The sequence below is a fragment of the uncultured Microbulbifer sp. genome, from assembly GCF_913055755.1.
GTDB lineage: Bacteria > Pseudomonadota > Gammaproteobacteria > Pseudomonadales > Cellvibrionaceae > Microbulbifer.
In genome coordinates, this window is the sequence record NZ_CAJXKH010000049.1 from 1 (window position 1) to 20,191 (window position 20,191).

General features: G+C 60.7%; 17 protein-coding genes. 8 read left to right on the top strand and 9 right to left on the bottom strand.

Features of this window, described 5'->3' with window-relative positions:
* Nucleotides 1-765 (top strand): zinc-binding dehydrogenase (locus QZ511_RS09735; RefSeq protein ID WP_295802098.1); only part of this gene is annotated, 765 nt, incomplete at its 5' end.
* 11 nt (nt 766-776) lie between these two features.
* Entirely contained in the window at nt 777-1,616 is an 840-nt protein-coding gene (gene fghA / locus QZ511_RS09740; RefSeq protein WP_295802101.1) for an S-formylglutathione hydrolase, read from the top strand.
* 65 nt (nt 1,617-1,681) lie between these two features.
* Here the strand turns inward: fghA and trpC are convergent, their stop codons facing one another.
* The 8 genes from trpC to QZ511_RS09780 all read right to left on the bottom strand — a co-directional run bounded on the left by trpC (nt 1,682) and on the right by QZ511_RS09780 (nt 9,683).
* Nucleotides 1,682-2,476 (bottom strand): indole-3-glycerol phosphate synthase TrpC, encoded by a 795-nt coding sequence (gene trpC, locus QZ511_RS09745; RefSeq protein ID WP_295802102.1) that lies wholly within the window; start codon nt 2,474-2,476, stop codon nt 1,682-1,684.
* A gap of 4 nt (nt 2,477-2,480) precedes the next feature.
* Nucleotides 2,481-3,515: an anthranilate phosphoribosyltransferase gene (trpD, locus tag QZ511_RS09750; RefSeq protein WP_295802103.1), complete on the bottom strand. Its 1,035-nt coding sequence runs from the start codon at nt 3,513-3,515 to the stop codon at nt 2,481-2,483.
* A gap of 211 nt (nt 3,516-3,726) precedes the next feature.
* A complete protein-coding gene (locus tag QZ511_RS09755) occupies nt 3,727-4,305 on the bottom strand; it encodes an aminodeoxychorismate/anthranilate synthase component II (protein WP_295802105.1) in 579 nt (192 codons plus the stop codon).
* Nucleotides 4,302-5,168 carry an ion transporter gene (locus QZ511_RS09760; protein WP_295802106.1) on the bottom strand — a complete coding sequence of 289 codons (867 nt, stop codon included), beginning with the start codon at nt 5,166-5,168 and terminating at the stop codon, nt 4,302-4,304. Before QZ511_RS09760 ends, QZ511_RS09755 begins: the two co-directional genes overlap by 4 nt.
* A 37-nt stretch (nt 5,169-5,205) precedes the next feature.
* Nucleotides 5,206-6,687, bottom strand: a complete 1,482-nt coding sequence (gene trpE, locus QZ511_RS09765) for an anthranilate synthase component I (RefSeq protein WP_295802108.1) — start codon at nt 6,685-6,687, stop codon at nt 5,206-5,208.
* A gap of 297 nt (nt 6,688-6,984) precedes the next feature.
* Nucleotides 6,985-7,653, bottom strand: a complete 669-nt coding sequence (gene rpe, locus QZ511_RS09770) for a ribulose-phosphate 3-epimerase (RefSeq protein WP_295802110.1) — start codon at nt 7,651-7,653, stop codon at nt 6,985-6,987.
* A gap of 215 nt (nt 7,654-7,868) precedes the next feature.
* A complete protein-coding gene (gene murU / locus QZ511_RS09775) occupies nt 7,869-8,567 on the bottom strand; it encodes an N-acetylmuramate alpha-1-phosphate uridylyltransferase MurU (RefSeq protein ID WP_295802112.1) in 699 nt (232 codons plus the stop codon).
* A 6-nt stretch (nt 8,568-8,573) separates the two neighbouring features.
* Nucleotides 8,574-9,683, bottom strand: coding sequence for a phosphotransferase (locus QZ511_RS09780; RefSeq protein ID WP_295802114.1), 1,110 nt, complete (start codon nt 9,681-9,683; stop codon nt 8,574-8,576).
* A 332-nt stretch (nt 9,684-10,015) separates the two neighbouring features.
* Here QZ511_RS09780 and lptD point away from each other — a divergent pair, with 332 nt between their 5' ends.
* Genes lptD through QZ511_RS09805 form a run of 5 tightly spaced genes read left to right on the top strand, consistent with a single transcriptional unit; the run spans nt 10,016 to nt 16,686 of the window.
* A complete protein-coding gene (gene lptD / locus QZ511_RS09785) occupies nt 10,016-12,610 on the top strand; it encodes an LPS assembly protein LptD (RefSeq protein ID WP_295802116.1) in 2,595 nt (864 codons plus the stop codon).
* Entirely contained in the window at nt 12,610-13,968 is a 1,359-nt protein-coding gene (locus QZ511_RS09790) for a peptidylprolyl isomerase (RefSeq protein WP_295802118.1), read from the top strand. Before lptD ends, QZ511_RS09790 begins: the two co-directional genes overlap by 1 nt.
* Nucleotides 13,969-13,971: 3 nt before the next feature.
* The gene (gene pdxA, locus QZ511_RS09795; protein WP_295802120.1) at nt 13,972-15,000 is read left to right on the top strand and encodes a 4-hydroxythreonine-4-phosphate dehydrogenase PdxA; all 1,029 of its coding nucleotides are present in this window, start codon (nt 13,972-13,974) and stop codon (nt 14,998-15,000) included.
* Between the two features lie 33 nt (nt 15,001-15,033).
* A complete protein-coding gene (gene rsmA, locus QZ511_RS09800) occupies nt 15,034-15,849 on the top strand; it encodes a 16S rRNA (adenine(1518)-N(6)/adenine(1519)-N(6))-dimethyltransferase RsmA (RefSeq protein WP_295802122.1) in 816 nt (271 codons plus the stop codon).
* Between the two features lie 12 nt (nt 15,850-15,861).
* The gene (locus QZ511_RS09805) at nt 15,862-16,686 is read left to right on the top strand and encodes a symmetrical bis(5'-nucleosyl)-tetraphosphatase (protein ID WP_295802123.1); all 825 of its coding nucleotides are present in this window, start codon (nt 15,862-15,864) and stop codon (nt 16,684-16,686) included.
* 89 nt (nt 16,687-16,775) lie between these two features.
* On the opposite strand, the gene galE is transcribed toward QZ511_RS09805, so the two are convergent.
* Nucleotides 16,776-17,801, bottom strand: coding sequence for a UDP-glucose 4-epimerase GalE (galE, locus tag QZ511_RS09810; protein ID WP_295802125.1), 1,026 nt, complete (start codon nt 17,799-17,801; stop codon nt 16,776-16,778).
* A 407-nt stretch (nt 17,802-18,208) separates the two neighbouring features.
* On the opposite strand from galE, the gene QZ511_RS09815 reads away from it, so the two are divergent.
* Nucleotides 18,209-20,131 carry a PrkA family serine protein kinase gene (locus tag QZ511_RS09815; protein WP_295802127.1) on the top strand — a complete coding sequence of 641 codons (1,923 nt, stop codon included), beginning with the start codon at nt 18,209-18,211 and terminating at the stop codon, nt 20,129-20,131.
* Nucleotides 20,132-20,191: the final 60 nt, after the last annotated feature.

Genomic DNA, 20,191 nt, shown 5'->3' on the forward strand with positions numbered 1-20,191 from the left:
ATGCCGGACGGCACCACCCGCTTCTCCAAAGACGGCCAGCCCATCTACCACTACATGGGCTGCTCCACCTTCTCCGAGTACACCGTGCTGCCGGAAATTTCCTTGGCCAAGGTCAACAAGACAGCGCCGCTGGAAGAGGTTTGCCTGCTGGGCTGCGGTGTCACCACTGGTATGGGTGCGGTCATGAATACCGCCAGGGTGGAAGAAGGTGCAACAGTCGCCATCTTCGGCCTCGGCGGCATTGGCCTGTCCGCGGTGATCGGTGCGGCCATGGCCAAAGCCGGGCGCATCATCGCCATCGACATCAACGAGAGCAAGTTCGACCTGGCCCGCAAACTGGGTGCCACCGACTGCATCAACCCGAAGAACTACGACAAGCCGATCCAGGAAGTCATCGTCGAGCTCACCGACGGCGGCGTGGACTACTCCTTCGAGTGCATCGGCAATGTCAACGTGATGCGTTCCGCGCTGGAGTGCTGCCACAAGGGTTGGGGGGAATCGATCATCATCGGTGTCGCCGGCGCCGGCCAGGAAATCTCCACCCGTCCGTTCCAACTGGTCACCGGCCGGGTCTGGAAAGGCACCGCCTTTGGCGGCGTCAAGGGACGCTCCGAACTGCCGGATTACGTGGAGCGCTACCTGGCGGGCGAATTCAAGCTGAACGACTTCATCACCCACACCATGGGTCTGGACGGTATCAACGAGGCCTTCGACCTGATGCACAGCGGCGAGAGCATCCGCTCCGTGATCCACTTAGATCAGTGATGGAGCCCGCGATGACCATCGAGAATCTGAGCAGCAACAAGAGCTTCGGCGGCTGGCACAAGCAGTACCGCCACCGCTCGGAAGTGCTCAACTGCGATATGCGCTTCGCCATTTACCTGCCGCCCCAGGCGGCGGGTAACCGGAAAGTACCCGTGCTCTACTGGCTGTCCGGCCTCACCTGCACCGATGAAAACTTCATGCAGAAGGCCGGCGCGCACCGGGTGGCCGCCGAACTCGGTATCGCCATCGTGGCACCGGACACCAGCCCGCGGGGCGACGGCGTTGCCGACGACGACAGCTACGACCTGGGCCAGGGGGCCGGCTTTTACGTCAATGCGACACAGGACCCGTGGAGCCGCCACTACCGCATGTACGATTATGTGCTGGAGGAGTTGCCGGCACTGGTCGAATCCCTGTTTCCGGTGAGCGACAGGCGCGCCATCAGCGGCCACTCCATGGGCGGCCACGGCGCACTGGTACTGGCACTGCGCAATCCACAGCGCTTTCACTCGGTATCCGCATTCAGCCCCATTGCCAACCCGGTCAACTGTCCCTGGGGACAAAAGGCCTTTACCGCCTATCTGGGTGACGACGCTGCCGCCTGGGCCGAGTACGACGCCAGCCTGTTGCTGCGCCACAGCGACAGCAAACTGCCGGCACTGGTGGATCAGGGCGAGGCGGACAGCTTTCTCGCCGAGCAGTTGAAACCGGAAGCACTGGAAGCCGCCGCCGCGGCCAGCGGTTATCCGCTGCAACTGCGACGCCATGAGGGCTACGACCACAGCTACTACTTCATCGCCAGCTTTATCGGCGAGCACCTGCGGTTTCACGGGGCGCATCTGGGGTTGTGATTTGCAGGCATAAAAAAACCGGGAAATTTCCCGGTTTTTTTATGGGCGGGTCGCCGTCTACCCGCTCAGTTAAACAACTCCAGCAGGCGCCGTCCCGGTTCCGGCTCGCGCATGAAGGCCTCGCCCACCAGGAACGCATCCACATTGTGCCCGCGCATCGCCGCCACATCGTCGGTGGTATGGATACCGCTCTCGGTCACCACAATGCGATCGTCGGGTACCAGATCCAGCAGTTTGAAGGTGGTTTCCAGCTGCACGTCAAAGGTGTGCAGATTGCGGTTGTTGATACCGATCAGGCGGTTCGGCAGCTTCAGGGCGCGCTTCAGCTCCGCGCGATCATGCACTTCCACCAGCACGTCGAGCCCGATTTCCTGCGCCAGGTCGTTGAGGCCGGTCAGCTGCGCATCATCGAGACAGGCAGCGATCAGCAGAATACAGTCGGCGCCGATGGCGCGGGCCTCGTACACCTGATAGGGATCGACAATAAAGTCCTTGCGGATCACCGGCAGGCGCACGGCGTTGCGCGCCTGCTGCAGGTACTCGTCGGCACCCTGGAAAAAATCGATGTCGGTGAGTACCGACAGACAGGCTGCACCGCCCTTTTCATAACTGGTGGCAATCTCCGCGGGGATGAAATCCTCACGGATGACCCCCTTGCTCGGGGAGGCCTTTTTGATTTCGGCAATTACCGCAGCGTCGCCATCGGCAATCTTGCGCTCAATGGCGTTCACAAAGCCGCGACAGGGCGGTTGCTGCAGCGCCAGCTGCTGGATTTCATCGAGGGAGACCCGCTGTTTGCGCTCGGCAATCTCCTGCCACTTGCGCTCGACGATGGTTTTCAGAACCGTTGGCGTACTCATTACTTCACTCTTTGAATGCACTGGTAAAGGCGGCCAGCTCGTTGATTTTCTCACCCGCAAGGCCACTGTAGATGGCATCCTGGGCCATGCTCACCCCCTCGGCCTGGCTCGCGGCAATGCCACTGACATAGATGGCCATGCCAGCATTCATCGCAATGATATCAGCTGCCTTGCTGCCGGCGGCGGTTTCGCGCTTGCCCAGGGCATCGCGGATCAGCTTGAGGGACGCCTCGGAGCCGTCCACACACAGGCCTTCCAGGTCCTGGCGTTCGATCCCGAAGTCTTCCGGGGCAATGGTGACCTTCTTAAGCTCGCCGTTCTTCAGTTCCCAGCCGCGGGTCTCCGCCGCCAGGCTGATCTCGTCCAGGCCGTCGTCGCTGTGCACCACCAGTGCATGCTCGGAGCCCAGCTGCTGCAGCACCTCGGCCAGCATGCGGGTGTAGTGCGGGTCGTAAACACCGATCACCTGGCGCTTGACCCCCGCGGGGTTGGTCAGCGGACCCAGCAGATTGAAAATGGTGCGCAGCCCCAGCGCCTTGCGCGGGCCGATGGCGTGGCGCATGGCACTGTGGTAGCTGGGGGCGAACATAAACCCCACCCCCACACCGTCGATGCAGCGGGCCACCTGTTCGGGCGTCAGCGGCAGGTAGATGCCGGCCTTTTCCAGCAGGTCGGCCGCACCGGAAGAAGAGGAAACCGAGCGATTGCCGTGCTTGGCCACCCGCGCCCCCGCCGCCGCGGCGACAAAACTGGAGGCGCTGGAGACATTGAACAGGTTGGCACCATCACCGCCGGTGCCGACGATATCCACCGCGTTGGTGAGATCGATATTCACCTTGGTGGCCAATTCGCGCATCACCTCCACCGCACCGGTGATTTCCTCGACGGTTTCCCCCGCCATGCGCAGGGCAACCAGAAACGCACCGATCTGCGCATCTTCCGCCTCGCCCTGCATGATCTGGCCCATGGCCCCGCGCATTTCTTCGCGGGTGAGATGCTCACCTTCCACCAGTTTGGCAATGGCCTGCTGGATGTTCATTGTTCTTATTCCCCTGTCCTTATGAATTTACCCTGGAGGCTCCACAATAGGCCCGGACTTCGACGCGAAGGCGCTGATACCGGGATCCGTTTGCGAGACCTTCTAAAACAGGGACGTTTTAGAAGAGCCCCCATGGATGGGTTCACGGCGTGTCTCGCAAACGGATACCGGTAGCAGCGCCGCCACCACTCCCTCTACAAAGCGCCTCACCTCAAGACTCCAAAAAATTCCTCAACATATCGTGCCCGTGCTGGGTCAGGATCGATTCAGGGTGAAACTGCACCCCTTCCACCGGCAGTTCGCGGTGGCGCAGCCCCATGATCTCATCGATCTCGCCGTCCTCGGTCTCGGTCCACGCGGTAACCTCGAGGCAATCCGGCAGGCTGCCTTTCTCCACTACCAACGAGTGATAGCGGGTGGCCTCGAACGGATTGGAGAGACCGCGAAACACCCCCTGGTTGCTGTGCACAATCGGCGAGGTTTTGCCGTGCATCACCTGCCCCGCACGCACCACGCGACCGCCGAATACCTGGCCGATGCTCTGGTGACCCAGGCAAATACCCAGGATCGGCACCCGTCCCGCAAAGGTACGGATGGTTTCCATCGAGATACCCGCTTCATTCGGCGTGCAGGGTCCCGGTGAAACGACGATTTTTTCCGGGTTCAGCTGCTCGATATCCGCGACACTGATCTCGTCGTTGCGCTTGACCACCACCTCGGCACCCAGCTCCGCCAGGTACTGCACCACATTGAAGGTAAAGGAGTCGTAGTTGTCGATCATCAGGATCATGATTCGGTTCCCTTTTCTTGTGGGCGGTCTTCGCCCATGTCCCCCAGGCGCTTCTGCAGTCGCGCGAGAGATTCCTGGGTGGCGCGCAGCTCGCGCAGGATTTCGGTCTGGCTCGGCGGCATGGCCAGCTCGTCGAGGCGACGCAGCTTGGCCTCTTCCAGGTTGTTCAGCACCACGCCGATAAACAGATTGATCATCACGAACGCACCCATCACCACAAAGCTGACAAAGTACAGCCAGGCATAGGGCATGGCGTCCATCGCGGTGTACATGATGTCGGTCCAGTCCTCGAAGGTGACGATGCGAAACAGGCTCAGCAGCGCAATCGGCAGTGTGCGCCAGTGGGTGGGATCGATTTCATGAAACAGGAAATACCCGGCCACCCCGTAAATATAAAAAATGATCCCCATCAGCAGGCTGATATGGAACATGCTCGGCAGGCTCCTGAGCAGCGTGTCCACCAGCAAACGCAACTCCGGGAATGCGGATACCAGGCGCAATACCCGCAGCACCCGCACCAGGCGCGCCAGTGTGGCCAGCGGGCCCGCCGCCGGAATCAGGCTCAACGCAATAATGGTGAAATCAAAACAGTTCCAGCCACTGGCGAAATAGCGCCACGGGCGATTGCCGTGGGCCGCCATTTTCACCGCTGCCTCGACGATAAACGCCGCGAGGATCAGCTGGTTGATTCCGTGCAGCAGGCCGCTGATACGCTCCAGCACCCAGCTTGAGGTTTCCAGCCCCACCACCACGGCATTGACCATGATCAGGGCGATAATGACCTGATTGAATAGCGGCGCCGCCACCAGGTTGCGGCAGCTCTCGGCCAGGGAATTTTTCTGCGGTACAGAAACTTCACTCATCGGTATTACTACTTCCAATGCGTGCGCAGTTCGCGCGTTATTGACCTGTTGCGATAGACACCGCGCGGAACAGTGCGCGGGCCTTGTTCATGGTTTCATCCCACTCGGACTGCGGGTCTGAATCTGCCACCAGGCCGGCACCGGCCTGGACATAAATCTTGTCATCCTTGATCACCGCGGTGCGGATGGCGATGGCAGTATCCATATTGCCATTCCAGGCCAGGTAGCCCACGGCACCGCCATAGACGCCACGTTTCTCGGGCTCCAGCTCGTCGATGATTTCCATCGCGCGGATCTTGGGCGCTCCGGACAGGGTCCCTGCCGGATGCGCTGCGCGCAGGGCGTCGATCCCGGTGAGCCCGGGTTTGATCTTGCCGGTGACGTTGGAGACGATATGCATCACGTGGGAGTAACGCTCCACCACCATTTTGTCGGTCACTTGCACCGTCCCGGTCTGTGCCACACGCCCCACATCGTTGCGGCCGAGATCGATCAGCATCAGGTGCTCGGCGATTTCCTTGGGGTCCGCCAGCAGTTCCTGTTCCAGCGCCCGGTCCTGCTCCTCGGTGGCGCCGCGGCGGCGGGTGCCGGCGATGGGGCGCACGGTCATGTCGCCGTCTTCCAGGTGCACCAGGATTTCCGGGCTGGAACCCACCACCTGGTGATCCCCCAGGTCGAGGAAATACATATAGGGCGATGGGTTGAGGCTGCGCAGGGCGCGGTAGAGGTTGAGCGGCGGCGCGGTATACGGGGCCGACAATCGCTGCGACGGCACCACCTGCATGACGTCGCCGGCGAGAATGTACTCCTTGACCTTGTGCACCCCCTGCTTGAAGGCTTCTTCGCCAAAATGCGAGGTAAACTGTGCTTCGGCGGTGCGATCTCCATCGATCCCCAGGGGCTCGACCGCAGCCAGCGGCTGTGACAGCTGGCCCACCAGCTGGTCCAGGCGGCGTTGGGCCTGTTCGTAGGCCCCTTCGTCCGCTGGGTCCGCATGCACGATAAAGATCACCGCACCGGCCAGGTTATCGAACACCACCAGTTCGTCGCTGACCATCAGCAGGATATCCGGGGTACCCAGCGTATCCGCCGGACAGCTGTTTGCCAGCTTGGGCTCGATATAGCGCACGCAATCGTAGCCGAAATAGCCGACCAGGCCGCCGTTGAAACGCGGCAGGCCGGGCAGTTCCGGCACCTTGTAGCGGCCCTGGAATGCCTCGACAAACGCCAGCGGATCTTCCACGCGCTTTTCTTCCACCACCTTGCCATCCCGCTCGACGGTGACGTCGTGACCAGAGGCCTTGAGCACGGTGCGCGCCGGCAGGCCGATAATGGAGTAGCGGCCCCACTTTTCCCCGCCCTGCACGGATTCGAACAGGTAGCTGTAGCGACCGCCATCGCGGGCGGCGAGCTTCATGTAGGTGGTGAGCGGGGTTTCTATGTCGGCCAGTACTCGGCGGACGAGGGGTATACGGTTGTATCCTGCAGACGCAAGCTGGGCGTATTCGCTGGGGGTCATGGCGACTCCGGTTCCTTGAAATGCTTTGTTTACTTGGCTTTTTAGCCAGGGGCTGGGCCACGCTTGTTGTGTGGAATCCTACCCGCGGGAAAGGCGCCCGTGCGACCGGAGGTGGCCGTCAGGCTTCAGCGGATCAGTGGCGCCATCGCCAGCTGTTGTTGAGGTGGGCAGTGCAGTTCAATGTCAGAATCTCGCAGCGTCGAGTTGCTTCCCTGTATTCCGGCGAGCAAGTGTACAAATGTCTTGTGGGGTGGGCAAGCGCCGGGGTGCCGGCGCCGCCCAATACGGATCGGGGCCTCACACCTGGGCCAGCTCTCCGCGCATGACCTTGATCACTTCAGCATAGTCATCCGCATTGAAGATCGCGGAGCCGGCTACGAAGCTGTCGGCTCCGGCCTGGGCGATTTCGCGGATGTTGTCCCTGGTCACGCCGCCGTCGATTTCCAGGCGGATATCGTGACCGGATGCATCGATGAGCTTGCGCGCCTCTTTGAGTTTGTCCAGGGTGGCGGGGATAAATTTCTGGCCGCCGAAGCCGGGGTTTACGGACATCAGCAGGATCATGTCGAGCCTGTCCATGACGTGTTTGGCGGCGTCGAGGCTGGAGGCCGGGTTGAACACCAGGCCGGCCTTGCAGCCGAGGGAGTTGATCAGCTGCAGGGAGCGGTCGATGTGCTTGCTGGCTTCCGGGTGAAAGGTGATATAGGTGGCACCGGCGTCGGCGAACATGCGAATCATGTCGTCGACGGGCTCGACCATCAGGTGCACGTCGATGGGGGCGGTGACGCCGTGGTTGCGCAGGGCTTTGCACACCATGGGGCCGATGGTGAGGTTGGGGACGTAGTGGTTGTCCATTACATCGAAATGCACCCAGTCGGCGCCGGCGGCGAGTACGTTGTCCACTTCTTCGCCCAGGCGGGCGAAATCGGCGGAGAGGATGGAGGGTGCAATTTTATAGTCCGGCATATTCTCTTCTCAGCATCTATTGGTGGCCCTTCTGATAAGGTCCTGTGGCGGCCGGGCACTGGTACGCGTTTTCAAAACCGCTGTGAATACATCCCTGTACGCTCCGTCGGCAACATCCCTGTTGCCGACGGTTTTGAAAACGCGTACCAGCACCCGGCCTTAATTTTTTACTCAATCACTTCGTAAGCCTTCAGCCCCTACGCCCGTAAAAGGTCTCAGTCTTCACTGCGAAGCCGCTCTTCCAGATTATTCAGCCTTTCCGGCGTCCCCACATCACACCAGTCCCCGCGGAAGAGCTCGGCCTGCATCAGGTCTTCATTGTGGGTAAATACCTCACCGAGGCCGTAGCGATCGCGGGCTTTGGGGTATGCGGTGAGAATCTCCGGGCGCAACCAGCTGATACCGGCAAAGGTATAACGGGGCTTGGTGGTGCCGGAGAGGAGGCCGTTTTCGATACCGAAGTCCCCCTCCGGGTTGTGGGGCGGGTTGGGCACCATCAGCAGGCGGCCGGGGCAGTTCTCCGGCAGCGGGTTCTGGATCCAGTCGGCAAAGTCGAAGTCGCACCACACGTCGCCGTTCACCACCAGGAAGGGTTCGCTGCCCAGCAGCGGCAGGGCTTTGGTGATACCGCCGGCGGTTTCCAGCGGCTCATTTTCCGGGGAGTACTGGATCTGCACGCCCCATTGCTCGCCGCCACCCAGATGGTCACGGATCTGCTCGCCCAAGTGGGCCAGGTTGATGACGATGCGCGTTACACCCGCAGCAGCGAGCCGCTCGAGCGCGTACTCGATCAGGGGTTTACCCAGTACCGGAATCAGCGGCTTGGGTGTGAAGTCGGTGAGCGGGCGCATGCGGCGGCCGAATCCGGCAGCGAGCAGCATGGCAGCAGGCGCATTGGTAGTTTCTGGCTTCATGGCAATTTATTCGGGCGTTCCGGTGTCGGCAGTCACGCGCTCGCCGGCGGTGCGGTAGTCGCGATACCAATCCTGCTGTTCCACCAGCGGCAGGATTTCAGCGCGGAACCACCGGGCGAACGGCTGCAGTTCCGGGTACTTTTCCGTGACTTCCAGGGTGTAGCGGATCACCAGCGGCAGGTCCGGCAGATAGCCGTGCTTGCCATCTCGCAGGTACAGGCGCGGAAAGAGGCCCAGCACCTTGAAGTGTCGCTGCAGGCCCATCCAGTCGAACCAGCGCAGGAAAGTTTCCGGTGCCACCTCAGGGAGGACACCACTGTCGACGGCGATGGCTGCGTACGCCAGAGCCCAGTTTTCCACCTGCTCCTGCGGCCAGCGGATATAGCAGTCCCGCAGTAGTGACACCAGGTCGTAGGTCACCGGACCCCAGACCGCATCCTGGAAGTCCACCACGCCCGGACGCTCGCCGTCGCGCAGCATCAGGTTGCGGCTGTGGTAATCGCGATGCACCAGTACCTGGGGCTGGGCGCTGGCGCTGTCCAGCAGGTGCGCGAAGGTGCGCTCCAGCATCTGGTCTTCTTCCGGGCTGATCTCCCGCCCCAGCAGTTTGCCCACCAGCCATTCCGGCAGCAGGCGCATTTCCATGTGCAGCAATTCCCGGTCGTATGGCGGGAACAGGCCCTCGGCGCGCTCGATCTGCTGCAGGCACAGCAGTTCGTTCATGACTTCCGCATAGAGGCCGGCGACACTGTCGTTGTTCAGGGCCCGCAACAGCTGGGTATCCCCCAGGTCTTCCAGCAGCATGTAGCCGTGTTCCACGTCCGCGGCAAGCACCAGCGGCGTGTGGATACCATTGCGACGCAGGTAGTCTGCGAGGGCGACAAAGCGCTTTACATTGGTGCGCTGGGGCGGTGAATCCACCGCGATCAGGCTGGGGTTGGTATCGGTACGGAAATAGCGGCGGAAGCCCGCATCACCGGAAAGCGGCTGCAGGTCCAGGGTATCGGTCAGCGGCGGCTGCTGCGCCTGTTCGTGACCGGATGCCAGGGCGCGGGCGGCCCACTGGCGCAGCTCCTCGCGACGCTGATCCAGTCCTTCGCTTACACACTCATTCATCCGCCACCTGCTGTTACCTTTACCGCTCTCTGTTCGACTGTTTCCACAGCCACTTCCCGCCATGACACTGGCTGACACCGCCGGCAGCTCAAAAACTGCGCATTGTAACTGCGCTTGCGCCGGGGATCACCCGCTATCGTTTGCATATCGTTTCCATGGTTACGGCCATTCAAGTAGAATCTTGCGCTGATTTTTGCGTATCAGACCAGCCGGCCCCGTCACAGTTTCGCCAGACTTTGTCAAAATGGCCGGCTATTCCCGGGCACCCAGGCTGCACACGCGCAATCTCGCCAACGGAACAGACTCTAAAGATAGCCGGAACAACTCACTCGATGCTGGAAGCTGCCCGCTTGCGCCACTTGGCGCTGGCCATTGGACAAATATCGCGCCCCCGTTCGCTTGCAATTGGACTCCTTGCCGCACAACCCCTGTGGGTGGTGGCGGAAGAGGCGCCACAGATACAGGTGGAGGAAAACCCCTACCTGTACCTGGACTGGATTCCCAAATCCCAGCTGGATCCAGCCACCCGCGCCGAAATGCCTCCGGTGTGCGGCGGCACCTACATCGCCCCGCCACTCGACTACCCGGATGCCAACCTGCTGCCCGAGGAAGCGCCACTGCGCGCCACCGCCGATTCGGCCAACTGGCTGGATGACGGCACCGCGCGGTTGCGCGGCAATGTGCACGCCACCCAGGGCTACCGCCAGCTGTTCGCGGACCAGGTGGACGTGAATCGCGACGAGAGCACCGCCTACCTGTCCGGGGCCATCGAGATGCGCGAGCCGAACCTGCTGGTTCGCGGCAAGGCGGCGGCGATCCAGACCGACAGCAAGGCCGCGTCCATCGAAGACGCCACTTATGTGGTGCACGACCAGTTTGTCCACGGCTCCGCGCAGTACGTTTCCCGCGAGGCCAGCGGCGAGCTGATTCTGACCCAGGGCAACTACACCCGCTGTGAACCGGACGATGTTTTCTGGCGCATGACCGGCGGCGAAATCGCCATCGACAACGTGGAGCGCCAGGGCACCGCGCGCAACGTGCGCCTCGAGATCGCCGACATTCCGGTGTTCTACTTCCCCTACCTGCGCTTCCCGGTGGGCAGCGACCGCATGTCCGGCTTCCTGTTCCCGAGTATCAGCAACAACGAAACCAATGGCTGGGACATTTCCATTCCCTACTACTGGAATATCGCCCCGCAGCTGGATGCCACCATAGCCCCGCGCTATATCCAGTACCGCGGCACCGGCCTGGAAGTGGAAACCCGCCACCTGAGCCCCCTGTTCAATACCGAAGTACGCCTGGCCGGCCTGCCCAATGACAAGGGCGGCGATGATGAACAGGCCCGCGAGCTGATCAGGGAGGGCTTCCCGGAAGACCTGGTACTGCCGGCCAAGGGCGAGGACCGCTGGCTGGTGAACCTGAACCAGCAGGGTGGTAACGGCGGTCTGTGGCGCACCAATATCGATTACGTGAAGGTCAGCGACCCGGACTACTTCCGCGACCTGGACACCGCGGACCTGCAGGTGCCCCAGAACGTCAACGCGTCCGCGGAAACCGCCCTGAGCCAGAAGGCCGAAGCCAGCCTCACCAGCGAGCACTGGCGCGCCAGCGTGCGCGGGCAGGAATACCAGCAGCTGGTGAAGGACCGCTTTGACACCTATAGCCAGCTGCCCCGCATCAATGTAGACGGCAACTATAAGTGGGGTAACTGGCAGCTGCTGATGGAGCACGAAGTCACCGGATTCGACAACGATGAAATTCAGACTCTTCGTTTTATCGAAGATCCGGATAACAACGCCAGCGAACGGACCATAACTAATCTTTTCATTAATTCGACGCGTACACGTATCGACTATGGCTTCGGCTGGGACAAGCAGTGGCTGTGGGGCTTCGTTAATCCCCAAGTAACCGGTATCTACCTGGGGTACGATCTGGACAAGACCTTCCTGGCAGACCCCGGCCAGAACACGCCAGAAACGTCTGCCGCCCAGCTGTCCATCGACAGCGGCCTGTTCTTCGAACGCGATGGCCTGATGTTTGGCAGGGAATACGTTCAGACGCTTGAGCCCCGCCTGTTTCTCATGGCCAGCACAACGGCTGACCAGGAAGACTTCCTCGATATCAGTGACGAAGCTCAAATCAATCCAAAGGCCAACAACCTACTGTTTGACACGTCACTGTTCACGTTTAGTTACGACCAGCTATTCCGCAGCAGCCGCTTCAATGGCAACGACCGCATCGATGACGCCGATCGCGCCGCTCTCGGTATAACAACGCGTTTTGTGGACCCAACAAGCGGCCGCGACCTGCTCGCCGCCAGCGCTGGGCAGGTATTTTATGCCGATGATTTCCGCGTCGATCTCTCGGGCACGATCGTGGACAGCCCCAGGTCCGAGTTTGCAGCGCGCTTGGAGAGTCGCCCTACGGATGACCTGCGAATCAGTAGCGAAGTTATTTTCGACGACACCAACCACACAATAGACCGTGGCAGTGTTACCGCGCGCTATCTCGATGACGAATTTCGCCTGTTTAATATCGGCTACCGCTATCTACGCAAGGACGATGACTTTGATGGCCAGGACCCCCGTAAGGCACCCATAGAGCAGGTTGACCTTTCAGCCGCCTGGCCTATCAACACCCGCCTCTCGGTACTGGCACTTGCCAACTATGATTTAACCTTCGACCGGGAACTGGAGTACATGGCAGGGATCGAATATGACAGCTGCTGCTACCGCACGCGTCTCGTATGGCGCCGCGAACTAGACAATGACCTGGCAGACGTAGTGCCACCAGACGAATTGGGATATGACGAAGGCATCTATATCGAGCTGCAGTTGAAAGGTCTGGCTGGCCTCGGCGGCTCGGTAACGCGTATGCTCAGCCAGGGCATAGCCAACTTTGAACAAAGAGAAGTACTGAAACAGTGATGACAATAATGCAGATGTTCAACTTCCCCCGCCGCAGCCTTATGGCACTGGCCGCGCTGTGCGTTTTCGCCGTACCCGCCCTGGCCCAGGTGCAAAAGCTCGACCGCGTAGTCGCAGTTGTGGATGACGACGTGGTGATGGCCAGCGAGCTGCAGGCGCGCATGGACACCATCGCCCAGCAGATCGCGGCCCAGAACGTGCAGGCCCCGCCCATGGAGATCCTGCGCCGCCAGGTGCTGGAGCAGCTCATTGTCGAACGCCTGCAGCTGCAGATGGGCGCGCGCGCCGGCGTCACGATTTCCGACGCCGAGCTGGACCAGGCCATCGCCCGGGTGCAGCAGAACATGGGAGCCTCCCCCGAACAGTTCCAGCAGAAGCTGGAGGCAGACGGCATCTCCAACAATGCCTTCCGCCAGCAGATTCGCCAGGAACTGATCATTCGCCGGGTGGAACAGGGCAGCGTAAACCGCCGCATCCAGATCACCGATCAGGACATCAATAACTTCCTGCGCTCCAAAGAGGGAGAGTTCTGGAAGTCGCCCCAGTACCAGCTGGGCCATATCCTGATTGCAGTGGGTTCCAGCGCCCCGGCAGAAGAAGTATCTGCGGCCCGAGAAAAGGCCCAGTCCATCTATGACAAGGCCAGGGGCGGCGAAGATTTCCGCGCCCTCGCGATCAGTAACTCTGCGGGCCAGAATGCCCTGCAGGGCGGCGATCTGGGCTGGCGCAAGACCGTGGAGCTGCCCACCCTGTTTGCCGACGCCCTGGACGGCCTGAAAGTGGGTGACACCACCGAGCCCTTCCGCAGTGACGCCGGTTTCCACCTGCTGAAAATCCACGACCAGCGCGGCGGCGCCTCCGAGCAGGTAGTGGAGCAGACCAAGGTGCGCCACGTTCTGGTGAAAACATCCGCCATCCGCACCGATGACGACGCCTACAAGCTACTGATGGACCTGCGCGAAAAGATCGAATCCGGTGAACTCAAGTTTGAGGATGCGGCGCGGGACAACTCCGAAGATATCGGCACCATGCTGCAGGGCGGCGACCTCGGCTGGTCCAACCCCGGCCAGTTCGTACCGGAGTTCACCCAGGCCATGAACAACACCCCGGTGGGTGAAATGAGCATGCCATTCCGCAGCCAGTTCGGCTGGCACCTGCTGCAGGTGGAGGGGCGCCGCCAGCAGGACATGACGGAGCAGTACATCCGCAACCAGGCCGCCAATCTGCTGCGCAACCGTCGCTACGAGGAAGAGCTGCAGAACTGGCGCCAGGAAATCCGCGACCAGGCCTATGTGGAAATCAAGCTGCCAGAGCTCAAGGATCCCTCCGCGACTGACGCAGCCGAAGATCAACCGTAACCGATGATTCCGCGAATTGCCTTCACTCCCGGCGAGCCCGCTGGGATTGGCCCGGAACTGGCGGTCAAACTGGCCGCCTCCGGGCACACCGGCACCTCTCCCCGGACCCCGGCCCACCCCTCACCCCAAAGCGCTCAGATCATTGCCATCGCCGACCCCGCCCTGCTGCAGCAGGCTGCGGAACGCCTGCGGTTACCGCTGCAATTGATCCCGTTCCAGGCCGATGCGCCGGCAGAGGCCACCCCGGCCAACTGCCTGCATATACTGCCGGTGGAGCTGGCGACGCCGGCGAGCCCCGGAATCCTCGATACCGCCAATGGCGCCTATGTGCTGGAAACCCTGGGCCGGGCCGCAGCCGGCTGCCTGTCCCGGGAGTTTGATGCGGTAGTCACCGGGCCGGTACACAAGGGCGTGATCAACGACGCCGGCGTTGCCTTCAGTGGCCACACGGAGTTTTTTGCCGAACGGGCAGGCGTCGAGAAGGTGGTGATGATGCTGGCCGCCGACGACCTGCGGGTTGCCCTGGCCACCACCCATTTGCCACTGAAAGATGTAAGTGCCGCCATCACCCGCGATTCCCTGCAACAGGTCATCACCATCCTGCACCGCAGCCTGCGCGACCAGTTCCGCATCGAAAACCCGCGCATCGGCATCTGTGGCCTCAATCCCCACGCCGGGGAGGGCGGCCACCTGGGGCGCGAGGAAATCGAGGTCATCGAACCGGCACTGGATACCCTGCGCGCCCTGGGGCTGAACCTGATCGGCCCCCTGCCCGCGGACACCCTGTTTACGCCGCCGCAACTGGCGCGCTGTGACGCGGTACTGGCCATGTACCACGACCAGGGCCTGCCGGTGTTAAAATTCAAGGGCTTTGGCCGCGCCATCAATATCACACTGGGGCTGCCCTTTATCCGCACCTCGGTGGATCACGGCACCGCACTGAACATCGCAGGCCAGGGCATCGCCGACTGCGGCAGCCTCAACGCCGCCCTGACACAGGCCATCGAACTGGCCAAATTGCGCCAACTGTAAACAGACCGCGCCCCTTCAAGCGAACACGAATTCATGGACAATTTTTTCCAACACAAGGCGCGCAAGCGTTTCGGCCAGAACTTTCTCGTAGACGAGAACATCATCGAGCGCATCGTGCGCGCCATCGGCCCCAAGGACACCGACAAGCTGGTGGAGATCGGCCCCGGCCAGGGCGCAATTACCGCCCTGCTGCTGGACCGCTGTCCGTCGCTGACCGCGGTGGAGCTAGACCGGGACCTGATCCCGATGCTGCAATTCAAATTCCGCGACTACCCGGACTTCACCATCATCGAAAAGGATGCGCTGAAGTTCGACTTCGGCAGCCTGGTGAAGGAAGGGGAACAGCTGCGCATCGTCGGCAACCTGCCCTACAACATTTCCACCCCACTGCTGTTCCACCTGCTGAGTTTCCGCGGCAAGATCCAGGACATGCACTTCATGCTGCAGAAAGAGGTGGTGGACCGCCTCAGCGCGGTACCGGGAGCAAAATCCTTTGGCCGCCTGAGCGTCATGACCCAGTATTTCTGCCGCGTGCAGGGGCTCTTCCCGGTACCGCCGCAGTCCTTTCGCCCGGCACCCAAGGTGGATTCCGCCATCGTGCGACTGATCCCGCACCAGACGCTGCCGTATCCCGCCAGGGATGAAAAGCTGCTGGAGCGCATCGTCAGCGTCGCCTTCCAGCAGCGCCGCAAAACCCTGCGCAACGCACTGAAGCCGCTATTCCCCGACCTGGATGTCACGCAGTTGCCGGTGGATACCAGCCGCCGTCCGGAAACACTCAGCGTGCAGGAATACGTGCAACTGGCCGACTACTGCACCACCCTGGCCCCATCGGCAGATACAGAGTAACGGGGCGGACTTTTGGCTACTTATGCAATCGGCGACATCCAGGGCTGCCTCGAACCCTTCCAGCAGTTACTGAAAAAAATCCGTTTCAATTCGGACAGGGACAGACTCTGGCTGGCGGGCGATATGGTACACCGCGGCCCCGACAGCCTCGGCACCCTGCGCTTCCTGTACGAACACCGTAGCCACATCACCGCGGTTCTCGGCAACCACGACCTGCACCTCCTCGCCCTCGCCCACGGAGCCAAACGCCTGACCGACAAGGAACACGACCTGGCAGAAGTACTGCGGGCAAAAGATGCGGACAAACTGCTGGGCTGGCTGCAGAAACAGCCACTGATGGTGCACAGGAAGGTCGGAGACAATTTCTTCTCCATGGTGCACGCGGGCATCCCGCCCATCTGGAGCATGAGCAAGGCCCTGGAGCTGGCCGGGGAAGTCCATCACGCCCTGCAGGACCCGGTGATGGCGGAAGCGTTTTTCTTCGGCATGTACGGCAACGAACCGCACCTGTGGAGCGACCACCTGATCGGGGTCGAGCGCCTTCGCTCCATCACCAATTACTTCACCCGCATGCGCTTCTGCAAGGCAGACGGCACCCTCGACCTGGTCACCAAACAGGGACCGCTGGCAGCACACCACGACTACAAACCCTGGTTCAGCTACAAGGATCGCAAAACCAAAAACGATCGGGTAATTTTCGGGCACTGGGCGGCGCTGGAGGGCGAGGCGAATACCAGGAATGTATATGCACTGGACACGGGGTGTGTGTGGGGGGGATATCTCACCGCCATGCGACTGGAGGACGAGAGCTTTTTCTGCGCGGACTGCACGCTGTAGCCCGCCCAATGATGAACTCTGTTGGTAGTATGGTGGCGGCCGAGGGCCGACAATTTGAAAACCAACCCCACACCGCGCCGAATATTTTTCTAAGCCTTGTACCCTTGAGGATTCTGCGACTGCCAGCGCCAGGTATCCTCCACCATCCGCTGCAGATCGTATTCCGCTGTCCATCCCAATTCTTTCTCCGCATGCGCCGGATCGGCGTAGCACTCGGCGATATCCCCCGGGCGGCGGGGAACAATATTGAAAGGGATTTCCTTTTGCGCCGCCTCGGCGAAGGCGCGCACGATTTCCAGCACCGAGCTGCCGCGGCCGGTACCCAGGTTGTAGGTGTAGCAGCCGTTTTCGGTACCGGAATTCTGTAACTTGTTCAGCGCTGCCAGGTGGCCGCGGGCCAGATCCACCACGTGGATGTAATCGCGCACCCCGGTACCGTCGGGGGTCGGATAGTCGTCACCAAATACCTGCAGCTGTGGCAGGCGGCCGACGGCAACCTGGGCCACATAGGGCAGCAGGTTGTTGGGAATACCGGCGGGGTCTTCGCCGATGGTGCCGCTGCGGTGCGCGCCGATGGGGTTGAAGTAGCGCAGCAGGCTCACCTTCCATTCATTGCCCGGGGCCTTGCACAGATCGCGCAGGATATCTTCCACCATCAGCTTGCTGGCGCCGTAGGGATTGGTGGCGCCGGTGGGAAAATCTTCGCGAATGGGGACACTGGCCGGATCGCCGTAAACCGTGGCCGACGAGCTGAAAATCAGCTGGCGCACGGTAAACTCCTCCATCACCTCGCACAGGGTGAGGGTGCCGGCAACATTATTCTGATAATACCGCAAAGGCTGGGAAACTGATTCCCCCACCGCCTTCAGGCCGGCAAAGTGAATCACCGCCTCAACGGAGTGCGCACGAAAAACTTCCCGCAGGGCATCCGCATCGGTGATATCCACCTGGTGGAAGGTCACCGCCTTGCCGGTGATTGCTTCCACCCGCTGCAGGGCTTCGGCACTGCTGTTGCAGAGGTTGTCCACCACAACGGGCTCGAATCCCGCTTCGAGCAGCTCGACGCAGGTGTGACTGCCGATATAGCCGGCGCCCCCAGTTACCAGAACTTTCATTATCTTCCTTTCAAGATCGTCTTTATGTCGTGAATTTCGCCACTTTGGTCATCTAGTGACACTTGCAGCCCATGCCAGCAGCATGCCAAAAAAATATGTGACGCATTTTACGCCCTGGAAGCGTTTAGCAAAACTGACGCTCAATTCTACCCATCTTGTGTGTATCCGGCATTGAAGGTCACTGCGGTGGCTATCCTGAAAGTGCGGGACCTGATAGCAGGCCCCCTGTTGCGACAGCAGCACCGTCGCGCAATCAAATAGGTAATAAAGATAGCGTTCTCGCGCGTCAGCGCTCTTCAGCATTCGTTGCGGGATGTATTCGCGGTCACCACCACGCTGCAGCGCAGTCGGCACTCCACGGCAGGAGGCCAGTTACTGACGCGGTACGCTACAGGGAGTCGTAAACCATGTCGATATTCAACCACTACCTGGAACGCTATGAATCGATCCAGGAGGAAGAACTCACCATCCAGGAGTACCTGGAACTCTGCAAGAACGACCGCAGCGCATACGCGTCGCCCGCCGAGCGGATGCTGATGGCCATTGGCGAGGCCGAGCTGGTCGACACCTCCCGCGACCCACGACTCTCGCGCATCTTCTCCAACAAGGTCATCAAGCGCTACAAGGCGTTCAGTGAATTCTACGGCATGGAAGAGGCCATCGAGCAGATCGTTTCCTTCTTCCGCCATGCGGCCCAGGGACTGGAAGAGAAGAAGCAGATCCTCTACCTGCTGGGTCCGGTGGGCGGCGGCAAATCGTCCCTGGCGGAACGCCTGAAGGCACTGATGGAGCAGATTCCGATTTACGCGATCAAGGGATCGCCGGTATTCGAGTCCCCGCTGGCCCTGTTCTCGCCCAGTGAAGACGGACAAATCCTGGAGGAGGATTACGGTATCCCCCGCCGCTATGTGAATACCATCATGTCCCCCTGGGCGGTGAAACGCCTGCACGACTACAAGGGGGATATCAGCAAGTTCAAGGTGGTAAAAATCCGCCCGTCGATCCTGGACCAGATTTCGATCGCCAAGACCGAGCCGGGAGACGAAAACAACCAGGATATCTCCTCCCTGGTGGGTAAGGTCGATATCCGCAAGCTGGAAGACTTCCCCCAGAATGACCCCGATGCCTACAGTTTCTCCGGTAGCCTGTGCCGCGCCAACCAGGGCCTGATGGAATTTGTGGAAATGTTCAAGGCGCCGATCAAGGTGCTGCACCCGCTGCTCACCGCTACCCAGGAAGGTAACTACAACAGCACCGAGGGGCTGGGTGCGATTCCCTTCAACGGTGTCATCCTCGCCCACTCCAACGAATCCGAGTGGCAGTCTTTCCGCAACAATCGCAACAACGAGGCATTCCTGGACCGCATCTATATCGTCAAGGTGCCCTACTGCCTGCGGGTGCAGGAGGAGATCAAGATCTACGACAAGCTGCTGGAACACAGCTCGCTGTCAAAGGCACCCTGCGCACCGGATACCCTGCGCATGCTGGCCCAGTTCTCGGTACTGTCGCGGGTCAAGAACCCGGAAAACTCCAGCGTGTTTTCCAAGATGCGGGTGTACGACGGTGAAAACCTGAAGGACACCGACCCGAAAGCAAAAACCATTCAGGAGTATCGCGATAACGCCGGTGTCGACGAGGGCATGAACGGCCTCTCCACCCGCTTCGCCTTCAAGATCCTGTCGAAGGTGTTCAACTTCGACCCCACAGAAGTAGCCGCCAACCCGGTACACCTGCTGTACGTACTCGAGCAGCAGATTGAACAGGAACAGTTCCCCCCGGAAATCCAGGAAAATTACCTGGGCTTTATCAAGGAATATCTGGCCCCGCGCTACGTGGACTTTATCGGCAAGGAAATCCAGACCGCGTATCTGGAATCCTACGCGGAGTACGGCCAGAATCTGTTCGACCGCTACGTCACCTACGCCGACTTCTGGATTCAGGACCAGGAATACCGCGACCCGGAAACCGGCGAAATTCTCGATCGTGCGGCACTGAACGAGGAACTGGAAAAAACCGAAAAGCCGGCGGGCATTTCCAACCCGAAGGATTTCCGCAACGAGATCGTCAACTTTGTCCTGCGCGCCCGTGCCGGTAACCAGGGCAAGAACCCGGACTGGCGCTCGTACGAGAAACTGCGCGCGGTGATCGAGAAGAAGATGTTCTCCAACACCGAAGACCTGCTGCCGGTTATCTCGTTCAATACCAAGGCATCTGCCGACGATCAGAAGAAGCACGCGGACTTCGTCGCACGCATGGTGGAACGCGGCTACACCGAGAAACAGGTGCGACTGCTTTCAGAATGGTACTTGCGAGTTCGCAAGTCTCAGTAGGCCCTGCGGAGTGTTGTCTGAATTTTTCCGTGGAGGCCCTGGAACTGGTGAATTTTGAAA